Genomic DNA, 15,982 nt, shown 5'->3' with positions numbered 1-15,982 from the left:
ATTTATTTTTAATATGATCGCATCAAATTTGTGATAAATCACAAATTTTAAGTTTGAAAGAAAGCGGCCTGCCAATTTGCAAACCGTTCTCCTCCAATTTATACTGGATTTAATATGATGAGAAAGAATAGGTGACCTATGCCGCGTATTGTGACGGTACATGACCTTTCCGGGATCGGCAGATGCTCACTGAACGCCGCAATCTCCATCCTGTCGGCAATGGGGCATCACTGTCTTCCGCTGTCTACCGCAATCCTTTCTAATCAGACCGGCTTCGGAGATTATTCTTATCTGGATTTAACCGGCGAAGTCCCGGCCTATCTGGAACATTGGAAGCGGCGCAATCTGCGTCCGGACGCAATCTACACGGGTTTTTTTGGCAGCGGTGCCCAGCCTGCCATGATTGCCAAGCTACTAATCAGCCAATACCCCGACGCATTTGTTTTGGTTGACCCTGTTATGGGGGATGAGGGAGAGTTGTATTCCTGTTTTGACCAAAACTATGTCCGTGAAATGAAGCGACTGATGGCACACGCGCACCTGATTACGCCCAACCCGACCGAACTTTTTTTGCTGTCCGATCTGCCGCCTGATACAGACTGGAGCAAGCTGTCCGATCAGAATTTTCTGAAGATTGCGTCTGGAATCGCCTCCGAGACTTTAAAGCAGATCATTGTCACCGGATGCAGAAGCAAAGAGCTGGCGCAAATTCTGCATATCGATCTTGAGCATCAGGCGGTTTATCGGCTGAACTATCCCGATACAGGTATTGGCTATTCCGGAACCGGTGATATCTTTGCATCCGTTCTCTGCGGTGCCGTCATGCGCGGCATGTCTTTGACAGATGCCGTCAAACTGGCGGCAGATTTCATCTCACTTGCTCTCGGAAATTTAAGTTCCGAAAATGACCCGCGTGAAGGAATTCCGTTTGAACAATACTTATGGAGGCTGGTGCCAAATGTATCTGAATAAGACGAAAAAATTATGCCTGGCGGGCCTTTTCGCCGCAATCATCTATCTTACCACCGCCTATTTTTTTCATATCCCGGCAGGCCCCAACGGAGGATACCTGCATTTCGGCGACGCTTTTATTTATCTGGCAGGCAGCATGCTTCCCGCCCCTTATGCCGTCGCCGCGGGTGCAATCGGCGCGGGCCTGTCCGATGTGCTCACCCCCGGGGCGATTGTCTGGCTGCCGGCAACCCTGATCATAAAAAGTCTCGTCGCGCTATCCTTTACAAGCCGCCGCAAAACAATCCTTTGCACGCGCAATTCTATCGCGCTTGTTCTTTCCTGCGTCATTACGGTCGTTGGATATTATATAGCCGGGGTACTGCTGACCGGTGATGCCGCCGGCGGGCTGGTGCAGATTCCTGTTTCCCTGTTGCAGTCCGCAGGCAGTTCCCTCTGTTATGTATTGTGTGGGTATCTGCTTGACCGGGTAAAAATCAAATCCAAACTGATTATTTAGAGAGAAGGAGCCTTTATGAATCAAATTGCCTATACCGTTGGCGACGGTATCTATCTGAACCTGACAAACCGCTGTCCCTGCCGCTGCGTCTTCTGCATCCGGCAGGAGCAGGATACAGTAGGCGATTCAGGCAGCCTGTGGCTCAAAAAAGAGCCGACAACTGATGAAGTGCTGGAGGCCCTTGCTTCTTATGACCTTGGCAGTTACCGGGAAATCGTCTTTTGCGGCTATGGCGAACCTATGGAGCAGCTCGACGTGCTTCTGGAAGTCTGCCGCCGCATCCGGGCGATCAGCAGCCTTCCCATTCGCGTAAATACCAACGGGCTCGCCGACCTGATCCACAAAAAGCCGACAGCCCCGCTGCTGGAAGGATTGGTCGATACGGTTTCCATTAGCCTGAATGCTCCCAACCGTCAGCGTTATCATGAGGTCGTGCAAAGTATTTACGGGCTTCCGGCATTTGATTCGATGCTGCAATTTGCGGTAAGCTGTAAATCGTATGTCCCCCATGTGATGTTCACCGTGGTAGATATTCTATCAGAAGAAGAGATTGCCGCTTGCAGGCAACTTGCATCCGGACTTGGAATTCCGCTTCGGGTTAGGGAAAAACTATAAGCGTAAAACGGGAACCGCCCTGTCAGCCAGCTTTTTGTCCGGCTGGCAGAGCGGCCTTATTACAGGTTGATTTGCCGCAGCAGTTCTCCTGCGTTCTCTACCGGCGGGGAGCAGCTTTGGTTCTGGCAGACATAAAAAGCCGCCTTCTGTCCTTCTTTACAAAAGTAATCCCGGGTAAAGGGTGCCGCTTTGGAAAGCTGCTCCGCGTTTGCCGCAGTTTTCACCAATATGGATGTTTGCGGCGAAAAAAGGCCATACAACTCCCGATGCAGCTCTGTGGCACCCCGCTCTTCCTGAAAAACGCAGACCACTTCTTTTGTGGGATATACAGACAGCATCAGCGCCATCAGCGCAAAGCTATACGCACCCGGTTGTTCCGAAAATGGCCTTTTATAGAAAGCGAGCTGCCGGTCAGCCGCCTGCTGCCAGTTCTGTTCTCCGGTAAGCGCCGCCAATTTCACAAGGCAGTAGGCGAAAACTGAGTTTCCAGACGGCATCGCCCCATCATACTGCTCCTTAGGACGGAAGATGAGGTTTTCCCCGTTTTCAGCGTTGAGAAAGAATCCGCCCGCTTCATCAGCAAACCGCAGAACGACTGTTTGCGCCAGCTTGAGGGCGCTTTCCAGATATTTGACCTGAAACGTTGCCTCATACAATTCCAGGTCCGCCCAGGTTAAAAAAGCGTAGTCATCTAAAAGCCCGGCTCCGGATACTTTTCCGTCACGATAACTGATATAGAGCAACCCATCTTTGTCCGTCAGGGAATCCTGAATAAACTGCCTTGCCCGCATCGCACAGGAAAGATACGGCGTTTCTCCAAAAGTTCGGTAAGCCTTTGTATATGCCACTATCATCAGCGCATTCCATGCAGTCAGAATTTTATCGTCTTTGTGCAGAACCGTTCGTTTGCCGCGGTACTCCCTCAGCCGCGGCCTTGCGCGTTCGAGAATCGAATCCGCAGTTTGGTAATCAGGATTTTGCAGCAAATTTGGGATGCTTTTTCCTTCAAAGTTTCCCTTCGGCGTAATATCGAGAAAACGGCAGACATGCGTACCTTCCTCTTTTCCAAGTATGGACTCCACTTCGCGGGGGGTAAACGTATAGTACTTTCCTTCCTCCCCCTCGCTGTCGGCATCCTGCGCAGAATAAAATCCCCCCTCAGGGGATGTCATTTCCCGTTCAATATAGGTCAGTGTCTGTTCCGCAGCTGTCCGGTACAGCGGATTCTTTGTTACGCCATAGGTTTCCGCCAGCGCAATTGTAAGCAATGCATTGTCGTACAGCATTTTTTCAAAGTGCGGCACCAACCACTTTTCGTCGGTGGAATAACGGGAAAAGCCAAAACCGATATGGTCGAAAATACCGCCGCGATAGATCTGCTGTAACGTCTTCTCGACCATTTGCAGAGTCTGCGGATTTTTTCCGATCAGATAATAGCGCAAAAGAAACATAAGATTGTGCGGGGTCGGAAATTTAGGCGCCGCGCCAAACCCGCCGTTTTTCCGGTCAAATATCTTCTCAAAGTATGCGGCGGCGCGTTCCGCGGACGTACCATCCGGCAGCCGCTCCTCTCCGTCAGCTCCCTCCCCCGGCTGAAACAGCGCGGTGATTTCCTCACCGGCGGCATACAGCCGGTCTTTTTCAGTCTCCCAGCTCTGCCGAATGGCCTCCAGCAATTCCAACAGTCCCGGGTGCCCATAACGTTTCCGTTTCGGAAAATAGGTGCCCGCGTAAAACGGTTTTTGATCCGGGGTCATAAAAATCGTCATCGGCCATCCACCGCTGCCGGTCAGCGCCTGACAAACACCCATATAGACCGCGTCGATATCCGGCCGTTCTTCCCTGTCCACCTTGATGGAAACAAAATGAGCATTGAGATAATCGGCCACCTCCCGGTCTTCGAAGGATTCATGCGCCATAACATGGCACCAGTGGCAGGTGCTGTATCCTATCGAAAGGAAAATCGGTTTTCCTTCGGATTTTGCTTTTTGGAATGCTTTTTCTCCCCAAGGGTACCAGTTTACGGGATTATAAGCGTGTTGCAGAAGATAAGGTGAAGTTTCATTGATCAGAGCATTTGGTTTTTCCTGTGTTTTCAAGCGAACCATCCTTTCCGGTAAGCTGCTGTCCATAATAAACATACGATATTAGATTTTCCAATAAAACCTCACTTTATTTTTAAATCTGCAAACACGCAAAAAATACCCGTGCTTCAGCGCACGGGTATTTCAATTTTATATTTTTCTGTAATTTCAGACTCAGGAAGCGGCCGGCAGAAATAATATCCCTGGATAATCGGGCAAAGCATCCTGCGCAGTTCTTCAAGCTGCTCATAAGTTTCCACACCCTCCGCCACGACCTCCATACCAATCTGGCGGGCCATATTCAAAATCATTTCAACAATTGATTTCGATTTTGAATCGTTACAAATCGTATCCACAAACACTTTATCAATTTTAAGCGTATCAATCGAAAGCGCCCTGATATAATTCAGGGAAGAATATTCTAAACCAAAGTCATCCAGCGTAATATTGATTCCAAACTTTTTCAGCTCCATCAGCAGATGAGCTCCATACTCCACAGAATTCATCAGCACTGATTCTGTGATTTCAAACTCCAGCCAACTCGGGTCCAGATCTGCCGCCGTCACAATTTTCTTTACTTTTTCCACAAAGTTGGGCGACATCAGCTGTACAAGCGAAATGTTGACTGCCAATGTATGAAACTGAAGCCCCTGCCAGTGGAATCGTTTCGCTGCCCGGCAGCATTCCTCCAGCACCCAGTATCCTACATCAATAATCAAGCCGGTTTCTTCCGCAATCGGTATAAAGTCCGATGGCAGCACAAATCCCGTCTGGGGGCTATCCATACGCAGCAGCGCCTCCAGCGCATGCAGCCGATTATTGGCGCTGTTGATCTGCGGCTGAAAAAACAGCTTCAGACAATGATTTTCCCGATGCTTCTCCAGAACGGATATAATCCGTTCCCTTTGCTGGATACCCACCAGCAGGGATTGATTAAAAAGTGCAAAATTGTTACCGAAATTCCCATTTTGCTTTGCCCGTTTCAGCGCGGCAAAAGCACAGCTGATAATGGTATCCGGTTCTTCGCCGTCCGAATAAAAGGTGGTCGCCCCCACGCTGACAGTCAGCATGAGCTTACGCTTTCCGGCATTGACAGGAAAGGGCGTCTCAAAACAGGAATATACCTGCTTTACCAGCCAGTCCAATTCATCTACATGGCTGATGCTGCGGGAAATGATCGTAAAGTTATTGCTTTCCCCTCGGTAAACACAGACTCTCGACGATTTTAGAGCCGCAAGCCGCTGTGCAATCTCCTGAATGACATAATCGCCCGTAGAATACCCGTAGTGGTTATTCACACGGGCAAACTGGTTCACATCAATCACCAAAAGCGCATTTTGCTGAAAAATACTGCCCGGCTGAAAAGCGACTTCACTTAGTGTCGCAAGCATGGAATTGCGGTCGGGCAGCATGGTAAGCGCGTCGTAGGAATGACCCATATCCGGGCGGTCTTTCAGATAAAAATGATCACTGTCAGAAACGCAGCAAAGAACTCTCAGCGGAGTTCCATCATCGCCGCGCAAAAAATAAAATGTTTCGGAGACCTCTTTGACACCCTGCCGTTCATCTACAACAGAACCGCTTGTGCGGTAGCAGGTTTCCCTACTTTCATAAGCACGAACAAAGCGCTGCCTATCTGTTGCGGGATGCCACTGGAACAATAAATTGATCAGCCCGCCGAAGTCAAGCGTTTGAGGGGGCTTTCCACCGTAAAGGATTTCCCAATAAATGTTCGCGCTGAATTTATGCGTCTGCGGATCCCACTCTCCAACACCGCAATCTACGAGCTGAAATAGATTTTCATAGAGAAGCTGCAACTTTTCTCTCGGTAATTGCATCCAAGCACCGCCTGTCGGATAAAATTAAACATTATTGATTCTATAAGGTAAATGTCATCATACCATATGGAACACATTCGCACCGGGTTTGTCCACTTACCGAAAGCTTTTCCGCTGGCTGCCAGTTTTTGTAACAAAAACGGGCAGCCAGCGAAACTTTAAAAAATCAGTATTTATCATTGTCAGCAGTGTAAGTGAGAATACTCTCCGGAACTGCTTCTTCCTGCACGGATTCATCTTTCAATTGGAAATGGCTGACAAGCTGTTTGAGCAGCTGCGCGTGTGAGGAAAGTTCCTGTGCGGCAGCCGCGCTCTGCTCCGCAGTGGCGGAATTGGTCTGCACCACACCCGAAATCTGATCGACGCCCTGTGTAACCTGTGTGACAGAGTTGGCCTGCTCGTTCGCGGCGTGCGAAATTTTCTCCACAAGCTCGTCGACATACTGCGTGCTTTCAATCACCTTGTTCAACGACTCTGCGGTGCTTCCAACAATCTGGGTTCCATGTTCCACAGCTTTGATAGAGCCTTCAATCAAAGCTGTCGTATTTTTCGCGGCTTCAGCGCTTTTGGAAGCAAGATTACGGACTTCGTCGGCAACAACGGCGAAGCCTTTTCCGGCCGCACCCGCGCGCGCCGCCTCAACAGCTGCATTCAGCGCGAGAATATTGGTCTGGAAAGCAATATCTTCAATCGTCTTGATGATCTTGCCGATCTCGTTGGAACTTTCCGTGATCTCTGCCATTGCTTCCACCATCTGCTGCATCTGGCGGTTGCAGACATCCACCTCGGCGCTGGTTTCATCCATTTTTTTGCCGGCCTGATTCGCATGTTCCGCAGTATTTTTAACCTGTGCGGAAATTTCATTGATCGTCGCGGCAAGCTCTTCAACCGAACTTGCCTGCTCGGTTGCACCCTGCGCCAAAGCCTGTGAGCCCGAAGAGACCTGATTGGAGCCGGACGCCACCTGTTCCGCGCTCCGGCTGAGCTGCGCAATATCTTTGTTCAGCGCCACGGCAATGGACTGAATCGATTGTTCCAAAGCGATAAAGCTTCCCTTAAACACCGCCTGTGACTGCACATTCAGATTTCCTTTTGCCAGTTCTCCAAGGCTGCGTTCAATTTCGTTTACATAATTTCTTAACGACTGAATCGTCTCACGCATACTGTCAGCCAGGCTTCCCAATTCTGTTTTGGAGTGATATGCGATTTCGACATCCAGATTTCCTTCCGCAAGCTGCCGGGAGGCAGATTCGATCATAAGGATTGGTTTCGTCAGTTTGCGCGCGCTGCTTGTTCCCAACAGAAGGCCCAAAACCAGTGATACGGCAACGAGCACGATTACCGCCAACAGCATGATCCTCGACAACGCATTTAAACTGCCGGAAACTGTGTTGCCGTCGGTCATTTTCAGCGCCATCAGCGTATTGGCGGCCTGATAAATCTGATCGTATACCGGCATTACCTCTGCGTTGATGATCTCCAATGCCGCGTCATTTTTGAGCTTCTCCGAGTCCTTACCCATATCGACCGCTTTTTGAATAGCCCCCAGCCATTGGGGAATCGATTGCTCAATCGTGTTAAAGGCGGCTTGTTCCTGAGAAGAAATAAGGGTCGGCTTAATTTTATCCAATAAACTCTGGATGGTATCGGGTGCGCTTTCAATGGTTTGGATGGAAGTATCAACCGCCTGCTGATTGGCGTCCTGCACAATCGCTTCACTTGCTGAAACGCGAACTCCCTGCATCTCGGAAATCAGCATTCCCACGTCACCCTGAGAAAATCCATAATTGCTGAGAGCAAAGCGATAACGCGAATCCATGTTATACATTGTAGCCGCACCGATGATTCCGGCGACACTTGAAACCAATGCTACCCCCACAAAAGCAAGTGTCAATTTTTTACCAATTTTCATACGCTCTGTCATTCTATATTGTCTCCCTCGTCATTTTCTTCCCCGTCTGTTTTCAGAACAGATAATTCATTCTCGTTCAGGATTCTTTCCGTATCAACCAACAGGATTATTTTCCCTTCAAGCTGCGCAATCCCACTCAGATAAACGTTTGTAATATCCCCTGAAACCTTGGGCGGAGGGGAAATCTGCGCGTCATCTATATCTGATACTTCCTCTACCGTATCCACAATAAAGCCGACAAGCTGCTCCATGATTGATACAATAATGATGCAGGTTCGCTCGCCATATTCGGCTTCTTCTCTGTGGAACCGAAGCCGGACATCAATCACGGGGATAATTTCCCCGCGCAGGTTGATGATCCCCTTGGCGTACTGCGGATACTCCGGGACTGGGGTGATCCGCTGCATTCCTACAATCTGTGCGACGTCGGATGCCGGAATTGCAAACAACTGTCCATCAATCCAAAAAGTCAAATATTGATGCTCTGACAGATTCTGTTCCACGGAATTGCCTGCCTCGTCAGTACGAGTGTCTGTAAACATTTTTAGCCCCCCATATATAATATCTAAATATTAATTCGACAGTTTGTTAATCAACTAAATTCAAAACTATATTATTTATCAAATCTTGTCATCCTTGCACAAATAATACAAACGAAACTTATTGTATTCATCAAATTTCTTATTTTTTCCCGATTTTACCAACAATTTGTTAAAACTACTCTATTTTTTTACCTGAGCTCTTTATTTAACTGTTTATTTGACGAATTAATAATTATAAATAAAGAGGATAATTTATTGGCCCGGATGGCTGGGAACTGTCCGCTTTGCCGGTAAATTTACAGCTTTGGAATGGAGTGTTCGGTTTATGAAACAGTTAAATCAGACGGAAATTCTCCTCGAATCCGGTACCAATGAACTGGAAATCATGGAGTTTACCATTGCGGGAGAGCTTTTTGGCATCAATGTGGCAAAAGTGCGTGAAATCATGATGCTTAGCCCCGTAAAACCTATGCAGAAAGCGCATCCTGTCATTGAAGGGATTTTTAAGCCCCGCGATGAAGTCATTACAGTGATTGACTTGGCAAAGTACCTGAATCTTGCTCCTTCCGAAAACAAAGACCGTGATATTTTTATAGTCACCCATTTCAACAATCAGAATTTCGCTTTTCATGTCCATTCCGTCGTAGGAATTGACCGCATCTCCTGGACAAAAATGCAAAAACCCGATCGTATTATTTACGGCGGAGACGAAGGCGTCGCAACCGGTATTGCCGAATTCGAAGACAGGCTGATCACCATTCTTGATTTCGAAAAGATTGTTGCTGAAATCAGCCCTGAATCCAGCATTCAGTATGAGGATCTGAAAAAGCTCGGCTCCCGTGGGCGCAGTGAAAAATGCATTCTGGTCGCGGAAGACTCGATGCTGTTGTCAAAAATGATTGTGGAATCGCTGCATCGTTCCGGATATAACAATACTGTGAAAACCGACAACGGTCAGGAAGCCTGGAATTATTTGCAGGAGGCGAAAACCTCCGGCGACCCGATTGCCAACCATGTTTCCTGCATCGTCAGTGACATTGAAATGCCGCTGATGGATGGCCACCGGCTTACCAAACTGGTGAAAAGCGATCCTGTGTTCAAAAGCATTCCTGTTGTGTTGTTCTCTTCACTGATTAATGAAGAAATGAAACTGAAAGGGAAAGAAGTCGGCGCTGACGAACAGATCTCAAAGCCGGAAATTGCAAATCTGGTTGCTGTGATCGACCGCCTGACAAAACAATAGAAAAAATCCTCGCCACGTTTTCGAGGCGAGGATTTTTCGGTACTCAGCGAACTTTAGCAGGCTCTTTTGACTTTTGCAGCGTATTTGGGGATTCCGGCAGTTTCTTCTTCAGTTTAAATATTTTTACCATATCCTTCATAATCTGGGACTGGCTGGAGAGCTCCTCAGCCGCGGCCGCACTTTGTTCCGCGGTTGCAGAATTCATCTGTACCACAGACGCTATCTGGTCCATATTTCTTGTAATTTGTTCGATCAAAGCAGTCTGCTGCTCGCTGGCACGAGAAATTTGATCAATTACCCGCACCACCACATCTGCGTTCTCCACTACGGTTGACATCGTCTGTGCGGCTTCATTCGCCAGATTAGAACCGTTCTTTACCGCCTTGATAGATCCTTCTATCAGCGCAGTGGTATTTTTAGCCGCTTGCGCGCTCTTTGAGGCAAGATTGCGTACCTCGTCTGCCACCACGGCAAACCCTTTTCCTGCCTCGCCCGCGCGCGCTGCTTCCACTGCGGCATTCAAAGCCAGTATATTGGTTTGAAATGCAATGTCTTCAATGGTTTTAATAATTTTCGCGATTTGGCCGGAAGATTTGCTGATCTCCTCTATCGCGGCCATCATTTTCTGAATCTGATGGTTTCCTTCCGCCAGCTCTTCTCCCATCGCACGCGCTTTCGAATCTGCATCGGTCGCGTTCTGTGCGTTGTCATGTACCTGCCCCGACACATCATTTACGGTTTTCGCTAAAGACTCTATGGCGTCCGCCTGCTCGGTCGCGCCCTGGGAAAGCGCCTGCGATCCCGCAGATACCTGGCCGGAACTATCCGCCACCAGATCAGCACTAATCCCAATTTGTCCCATAGACCTGTTCAGTGAATCCAGAATAACGGTGATGGATTCTTTCAGCCTGCTGAAGTCTCCGGGGTATTCCATCGAAAATTCTGCGGTAAAATCCCCTTGGGAGATTTTTGCCAGATGGTTTGAGATGTCAAAAACTGTACCGTTCAGGGTTTCAACAGTAATCTTCAGATCGCGCAGGAGTTCACCGGTCTCATCCTTTGTTGAAACTTCAGGCACCGGCGAAGTAAGGTCACCGTGCGCCAGCAGTTTCAGCCTTTCCGCAGATGACCTGATCGGGCGTGCAATCGAATTGCCAAAAAGGAATGCAATCAGTGTGCCGAGAGCTATAAAGACTGCAACTAGGATCGCCGTAATCCAAATCGACAGAATTGCTCCGCCTAAAAATTCAGTTTTACTGGCTGTTACGCTAATACTCCAGCCGTTTGTATTTTCAATTGGCGCATATGCACTGAATAATGCTTTTCCATTTTCAGAAAACTGCCCGAATCCGGTTTCCCCGGCAATCATTTTCTGATAAATTTCTGCTTTTGCACGCAGGGAGGCGTCTGATTCCGCCGCTTCGATCACATTTTCCACACCAACCTTTTCCGGGATTTCGTCGGCAATGGTAATCCCGTCCCTGTTGAGTATAGAGGTGGAACCGGCGCTGGCGATTTTCATTTCGCTCACTGCTTCGCTCAGAAAGGTCTCCTGCGGAACAAAATAAACCACACCGACCGTTTCGGAATCCGGAACGCCATTTTCCCAAAGGGGAGCCGCCACAATAAACGTCAGCTCACCTGTTATTTTGCTGATGATAGGGTCGGAACACACGGCCTGTCCATTCATCGCGGCTTTAAAATAATCTCTGTCGGCATAATTTTTGCCGTCAAAAAGGCTGTTCCCGGTTGTGTCCAGGATATTGCCCCTGACAAACTGATATGCCTTACACTTTTGATTGATGATTGCCAGTTTTTCATTTTTTGTTACCGAGCTTCTGGAGAGAGTTTCCAAGCATCCAGCCTCGTATGCAACGCTTTCATAGGACTGAAGCTTGTTGGAAATCTGTTTTGCAGCGATTTCTGCGGTTTCAGTCATCGTCTGCTGCAAGACGTTTGCGGAGGACGTGTAGGTTAGAAAACAGCTCAATAATCCAAAAATACAGCTCAGAGTCACAATCACCGAAATCAAGATTACTGTAATTTTTTTTCTGATACTTTTCAATAGATTTCATCCTCTCTCGCGTGTTATTATTTATATAATCGTCACAAAAAATAAAAAATTAATACATTTTTACTGTTAAAATATATTAATCCGGATTGATTAGGCATTTTGCGCCAAATATGGTATAATAGCCATAAAGTGGCTATTATACCGAATTATGGCCAGGGCGATGCGCTCGCAAAGCAAACCATGAAATGGCTTGCTGTTATGTTATCATAAAACTAATTTGTGGAGATAGAGGTAAATGAAAATGGATTTAGAATTTCTCTCTCAGCGGCTTCAATGCAGCAGGACAGACCGGATGGAGTGCCTCCCGATTGTACGCCAGCTCATGGAACTGGCAACCAACGCCCATGACTTTGGGCTTTTAGATCTGGATAAGCGCATTCATAAAGATTCCATTAAGTTCAGTGATCCTTTTTTGCGCAAAGCTGTCTCCTGCATCGTTGATATAAACAGCAGCGATTTGGTCAGGCAAGTGCTTTATAATTATATTGCCTCCGGCAACTATACGGGTGCGCAGTTTTTAAAAAACGTCGTGATCGCCGAGACTGTTCTGGCAATTCAGCGCGATGAAGACCACGACCATATTTTTTCTTTTTTGGTTCCTTCCCTTTTCGGTCTTGATTTTGAATCCAATGTTGCCGAGCTCTATAAGGAATATAAACAGTTCCGCGGAGTTGCCGTTCCTGCGGCGGAAACAGAGCCTAAAAAAGAAATAAACTAGAAAAACCGTCCGGATAATTCCGGACGGTTTTTATCATGTATGCGGCGGATTTTTATTCCTGTGTCGCTACATGCGCTTCGTCTTCTTTTGTTCCCTGCTCAGGGTATGGCATCATCAGGTTTCTCCATGTGGTATTGACGGTTTCAACACATTCAAAATATTTTTGAGTGATAATGCTCAGTGGGATTCCCAACGACTCAGCATATTTGGTGATGCCGGCCCAATCCGCATTTTCATAGCACAGCACAAGATTGAACAGATCGCCGCATCTTCCTGTTCCGTTTAGCAAAGCGTCTTTGATTTCATCCGAAATCGAAAGCTCGCCAAGCGCTGCGGCCAGCGGCACTTCCATCAACAGTCCCAGTGTGGAGAACATCCCTAAAAGATAAGCTTCTGCCTTCGAAATATTCAGATTGGAGACATACTGAGAAAGCTCCGCGCAAAAGTTGCCGCGCAGGAAAGAGATGCGCACCAGCTCCTCCGGAATCTGGCCGTTTTCCTGACGGAAGCTTAGCAGATAAATCCATTGCTTGAGCTGTCCCAATCCCAGAATAATCAGCGCCTGCTTTACCGACTTGGCCCGGTTACGCAACGCAAAATAGGCGGAATTTACCAGTTTAATCAGCGAGAACGCCAAAGTTACATCGCGGGAAATGATGGCGCCGATCTCGTCAATATTGGGCTCGTCCTTTGTAATGGCGACCATCAGCTGGAAGAAGTTGCTCTGCATATGGTCCATGCGATGCACTTTGGAAGCATACTGGATTGCAACGCACGCTCCCTGCATATATCTGCAGCCGCATTCCTTCGCATACTCATAGGATTTTACAGAGTTTACATTATAGGCTACAACTTCCTTATGAAAGCTTTTTGCGATGCTCACAATGTTTTTCAAGGAAGGATTCCGGGTATCACAAAAGTCTACTTTGATAATATCCACCGCGTCAAGAATTCCAAAATAGCGCGGCGTGAACTCAAACCCTTTCAAAGCTACCCGGTAGCCCTGCTTTTTATAGCGGTAAATAATCTTCTGAGCAAGCGGATGAATAATCGAGTTGTCCTCAATCTGAATCACCAGTTTTGATTCGGAAAACATTTTAGGAATGTTTTTCAGCAATAAATTAGGAGTAAATGTCAGGTAGGCGGTTTTTCCGTCCAAAAATTTCTCGCTGCCGAGCTGATTCAGAAAACTCTCAATCGCATTCGCGGCATTGACGTCTTCTTTGCTGAAAAGGCCGTCGACATCCTCCTGGTATAATATTTCATATCCTTGTACAGTATTGGTTTCATCTACGATCGGCTGACGAACAATATAAGTCTGCACATAAATCCCACCTTTCTTTACCTGAATAGTCCGCTTGCGGTATCCATTGGCTTTCTTTGCGTCTTATCCCAATAAATGTCCACCGAATCCCCGTCGTGTACCACTTCCAAATAAGAGGCATCACGCCCGTTCAGCCGAAGGATAATGTCCCCCTGGGGTTTTGTCGGGTCAATATCCACAAAGTTAAGCATGTCCACAAATAAATACGGGGTATGATCTTCTTTCGGCACAAGTTCCGCGCTGCGGCCATTGAGGATAATCCTGATCGTCCGGTCATTTTGCTCTTCCGCGGGCTTCTGTTCCAAATCATCCGGCTCCGGTATGAGTGCTGCCTGCTGCTGTGGTACCGGCCGCACTTCAACCAGAGGGAAATAACGGATTTCGTCTCCGGGGGCCAATCTATAATCATCGCTTTGTGCCTTGCCGTTCACCACAAAACTGTATTGTCCAGTCTTCAGCCCTGCCTCCATGCAAAGATCCGCAAGTGTTTCGACCCGGTGCGTCTGCACACTGTCGAGATTTCCAATCCGCCTGTCTCCGTCCGCCGGTACCCCGTTCACAAAGGCGATTGCCCCCGCAAACATCTGGGAGCCGTTCAGGCTGACATAAAACTGCTTCCATCCGGGCACCAGTTCCGACAAAACCGGGGCGGCATCCGCCCCCTGCACAGCTTCGGCCACCAAAACCTGATCATTCATATGTAGAGGCGTTGAGATGTTGGCGGACTGGCCATTTACTGTAATGACCGCAGCGGTCGGATGCCCTCCTCTTGCAGTCATCTTTTTGCCGTCCAGCTCATAATTAATGCTTTTGCCCGAGCGCCCAATAATCTGATTCTGGCGATATCCGCACATAATCAGCAAATCCATCACAGTTGCGGAACTGCCTTTGAACAGCATGACCTTTCTCCCGTTCAGAGATACTGAGAAACTGCTGCTTTCCTGGGATAACATGGCTGTAATCGCAATTCCCATCGGGGTGGCGTATTCAGGACCGGAAACTTCCTGTTCTCCGGTCACCATCCGCTTCATGTAGTTGTTCCCGCCGATAGCCACCTTGTTTTCATCAATCGATAATTTCTGGGCCACCAGCCTGCAAAGCTGTGGAAGCTGGCTTCCTCCGCCCACCATAAATACCGCGGCAGGCGGCTTGCCGTTGACCTCCAAAATTTTGCTGGCAATGACCGTTCCAAGGTTTTCAGACGCAGGTGCAAGCTTTTCCATAATTTCCGCGGGCGAAACCGTATAGGAAAACCCGAGAATATCTGTGTAGGAAATTTTTTCAACATGGTTGCTCAGAGCAAGCTTCATCTTTTCCGCTGTTTCAAAATCCACCAGATATTCTTTTACAACTGCCTCGGAAATCTCATCTCCGGCCACCGTAGCCATTGTGTAAGCAGTCACACAGCCCCCGTCGGAAATCGCGATATCCGAGGTACCCGCCCCGATATCTACCAGCGCCAGGTTCAGCATACGCAGTTCCTGCGGGATAATGGCATTCATCGCCGCAATCGGCTCCAGCGTAATGCTGGCGACGCTCAGTCCGATTTTAGACATCGCCGTATAGAGGCTTTCCACCACCTCGGTAGGCAGGAAGGTGGCTATGATCTCAACCTTCGCCTTTCGGCCGCGGTGGTTGATCAGAGTGGAAATGGGGTAGTCATCCAGATAGTATCTCATAACCGAATGACCCACGCAGTAAAGCGGCTGTTCACCCGCCTGCTCCCCGGTGCCGACATCGCTGCTTGCCTGCTGGATAGCGCCCATCTCAAGCTCAAACACCTGCCGGCGGGTAATCAGCGCTTTTGGGTCCAGCTCCATCTCAAAAGAAGCCTTCTGCGTTTTCAACGCCCGTCCTGCCGCCGCGACGCAGACATTCTTGAGTGGAAAGCCAAGTTTTTTCTCCAGCCGTTTTCTGACAATGTCGGCGGTTGCGGCAACCTGGTCCACGTTTTCAATCTGTCCGTCAATCATAGACCTCTGCGTATGCTCTTCCTGTGCGACAGCCCATACGCTGAACAGGTCTTTTTCCTGCGCACCCACAATGCCGATGATACTGCGCGTACCGATGTCCAAAGCAAAAACAGGCTCCGGGGTCTGTACCTGTTCTTCCTCAGGCGCTCCTTTGTTTTCCACCTTGTTTTCCTCCATATTATCCTCCG

At 48.3% G+C, this 15,982-nt stretch carries 12 protein-coding genes; 5 read left to right on the top strand and 7 right to left on the bottom strand.

Annotated features, from left to right (window positions below; genetic code table 11):
• The first annotated feature begins 138 nt into the window (after positions 1-138).
• The 3 genes from C1A10_RS06135 to C1A10_RS06125 are packed head-to-tail and all read left to right on the top strand — an operon-like array spanning position 139 to position 2,086.
• The gene (locus tag C1A10_RS06135; RefSeq protein WP_101909413.1) at positions 139-972 is read left to right on the top strand and encodes a bifunctional hydroxymethylpyrimidine kinase/phosphomethylpyrimidine kinase; all 834 of its coding nucleotides are present in this window, start codon (positions 139-141) and stop codon (positions 970-972) included.
• Entirely contained in the window at positions 959-1,471 is a 513-nt protein-coding gene (locus C1A10_RS06130; protein ID WP_101909412.1) for a TIGR04002 family protein, read from the top strand. Before C1A10_RS06135 ends, C1A10_RS06130 begins: the two co-directional genes overlap by 14 nt.
• A gap of 15 nt (positions 1,472-1,486) precedes the next feature.
• The gene (locus tag C1A10_RS06125) at positions 1,487-2,086 is read left to right on the top strand and encodes a TIGR04100 family radical SAM protein (RefSeq protein ID WP_101909411.1); all 600 of its coding nucleotides are present in this window, start codon (positions 1,487-1,489) and stop codon (positions 2,084-2,086) included.
• Between the two features lie 59 nt (positions 2,087-2,145).
• Here the strand turns inward: C1A10_RS06125 and C1A10_RS06120 are convergent, their stop codons facing one another.
• The 4 genes from C1A10_RS06120 to C1A10_RS06105 form a co-directional block, all read right to left on the bottom strand.
• On the bottom strand, positions 2,146-4,194 hold the full coding sequence (locus C1A10_RS06120) for a thioredoxin domain-containing protein (protein ID WP_101909770.1): 2,049 nt from the start codon (positions 4,192-4,194) through the stop codon (positions 2,146-2,148).
• 104 nt (positions 4,195-4,298) lie between these two features.
• Positions 4,299-6,008, bottom strand: coding sequence for a putative bifunctional diguanylate cyclase/phosphodiesterase (locus C1A10_RS06115; protein WP_101909410.1), 1,710 nt, complete (start codon positions 6,006-6,008; stop codon positions 4,299-4,301).
• A 166-nt stretch (positions 6,009-6,174) separates the two neighbouring features.
• Positions 6,175-7,932: a methyl-accepting chemotaxis protein gene (locus C1A10_RS06110; protein ID WP_101909409.1), complete on the bottom strand. Its 1,758-nt coding sequence runs from the start codon at positions 7,930-7,932 to the stop codon at positions 6,175-6,177.
• Complete coding sequence (locus C1A10_RS06105) at positions 7,929-8,462, bottom strand: chemotaxis protein CheW (RefSeq protein ID WP_101909408.1); 534 nt, start codon at positions 8,460-8,462, stop codon at positions 7,929-7,931. Before C1A10_RS06105 ends, C1A10_RS06110 begins: the two co-directional genes overlap by 4 nt.
• A 325-nt stretch (positions 8,463-8,787) precedes the next feature.
• Here C1A10_RS06105 and C1A10_RS06100 point away from each other — a divergent pair, with 325 nt between their 5' ends.
• Positions 8,788-9,705 carry a chemotaxis protein gene (locus C1A10_RS06100; protein ID WP_101909407.1) on the top strand — a complete coding sequence of 306 codons (918 nt, stop codon included), beginning with the start codon at positions 8,788-8,790 and terminating at the stop codon, positions 9,703-9,705.
• Positions 9,706-9,748: 43 nt separating this feature from the next.
• Here the strand turns inward: C1A10_RS06100 and C1A10_RS06095 are convergent, their stop codons facing one another.
• Positions 9,749-11,770, bottom strand: a complete 2,022-nt coding sequence (locus C1A10_RS06095; protein WP_101909406.1) for a methyl-accepting chemotaxis protein — start codon at positions 11,768-11,770, stop codon at positions 9,749-9,751.
• 244 nt (positions 11,771-12,014) lie between these two features.
• Here C1A10_RS06095 and C1A10_RS06090 point away from each other — a divergent pair, with 244 nt between their 5' ends.
• Positions 12,015-12,497: a MotA/TolQ/ExbB proton channel family protein gene (locus C1A10_RS06090; protein WP_101909405.1), complete on the top strand. Its 483-nt coding sequence runs from the start codon at positions 12,015-12,017 to the stop codon at positions 12,495-12,497.
• 52 nt (positions 12,498-12,549) lie between these two features.
• Here C1A10_RS06090 and C1A10_RS06085 read toward each other — a convergent pair whose 3' ends face one another.
• Positions 12,550-13,821 carry an EAL and HDOD domain-containing protein gene (locus C1A10_RS06085; protein WP_101909404.1) on the bottom strand — a complete coding sequence of 424 codons (1,272 nt, stop codon included), beginning with the start codon at positions 13,819-13,821 and terminating at the stop codon, positions 12,550-12,552.
• 17 nt (positions 13,822-13,838) lie between these two features.
• Positions 13,839-15,971 (bottom strand): cell division FtsA domain-containing protein, encoded by a 2,133-nt coding sequence (locus C1A10_RS06080; protein WP_101909403.1) that lies wholly within the window; start codon positions 15,969-15,971, stop codon positions 13,839-13,841.
• Positions 15,972-15,982: the final 11 nt, after the last annotated feature.

Source organism: Marasmitruncus massiliensis (genome assembly GCF_900186535.1).
Lineage (GTDB): Bacteria > Bacillota > Clostridia > Oscillospirales > Ruminococcaceae > Anaerotruncus > Anaerotruncus massiliensis_A.
The sequence above is the reverse complement of the archived record's forward strand: the minus strand, read 5'-3'. Positions and strand labels throughout refer to the sequence as shown.

Excerpts from the sequence above, each read along its gene's own strand:
- C1A10_RS06105 (WP_101909408.1), bottom strand. The coding sequence starts at position 8,462 with ATGTTTACAGACACTCGTACTGACGAGGCAGGCAATTCCGTGGAACAG.
- C1A10_RS06115 (WP_101909410.1), bottom strand. The coding sequence starts at position 6,008 with ATGCAATTACCGAGAGAAAAGTTGCAGCTTCTCTATGAAAATCTATTT.
- C1A10_RS06125 (WP_101909411.1), top strand. The coding sequence starts at position 1,487 with ATGAATCAAATTGCCTATACCGTTGGCGACGGTATCTATCTGAACCTG.
- C1A10_RS06100 (WP_101909407.1), top strand. The coding sequence starts at position 8,788 with ATGAAACAGTTAAATCAGACGGAAATTCTCCTCGAATCCGGTACCAAT.
- C1A10_RS06130 (WP_101909412.1), top strand. The coding sequence starts at position 959 with ATGTATCTGAATAAGACGAAAAAATTATGCCTGGCGGGCCTTTTCGCC.
- C1A10_RS06110 (WP_101909409.1), bottom strand. The coding sequence starts at position 7,932 with ATGACAGAGCGTATGAAAATTGGTAAAAAATTGACACTTGCTTTTGTG.
- C1A10_RS06135 (WP_101909413.1), top strand. The coding sequence starts at position 139 with ATGCCGCGTATTGTGACGGTACATGACCTTTCCGGGATCGGCAGATGC.
- C1A10_RS06120 (WP_101909770.1), bottom strand. The coding sequence starts at position 4,194 with ATGGTTCGCTTGAAAACACAGGAAAAACCAAATGCTCTGATCAATGAA.
- C1A10_RS06080 (WP_101909403.1), bottom strand. The coding sequence starts at position 15,971 with ATGGAGGAAAACAAGGTGGAAAACAAAGGAGCGCCTGAGGAAGAACAG.
- C1A10_RS06090 (WP_101909405.1), top strand. The coding sequence starts at position 12,015 with ATGAAAATGGATTTAGAATTTCTCTCTCAGCGGCTTCAATGCAGCAGG.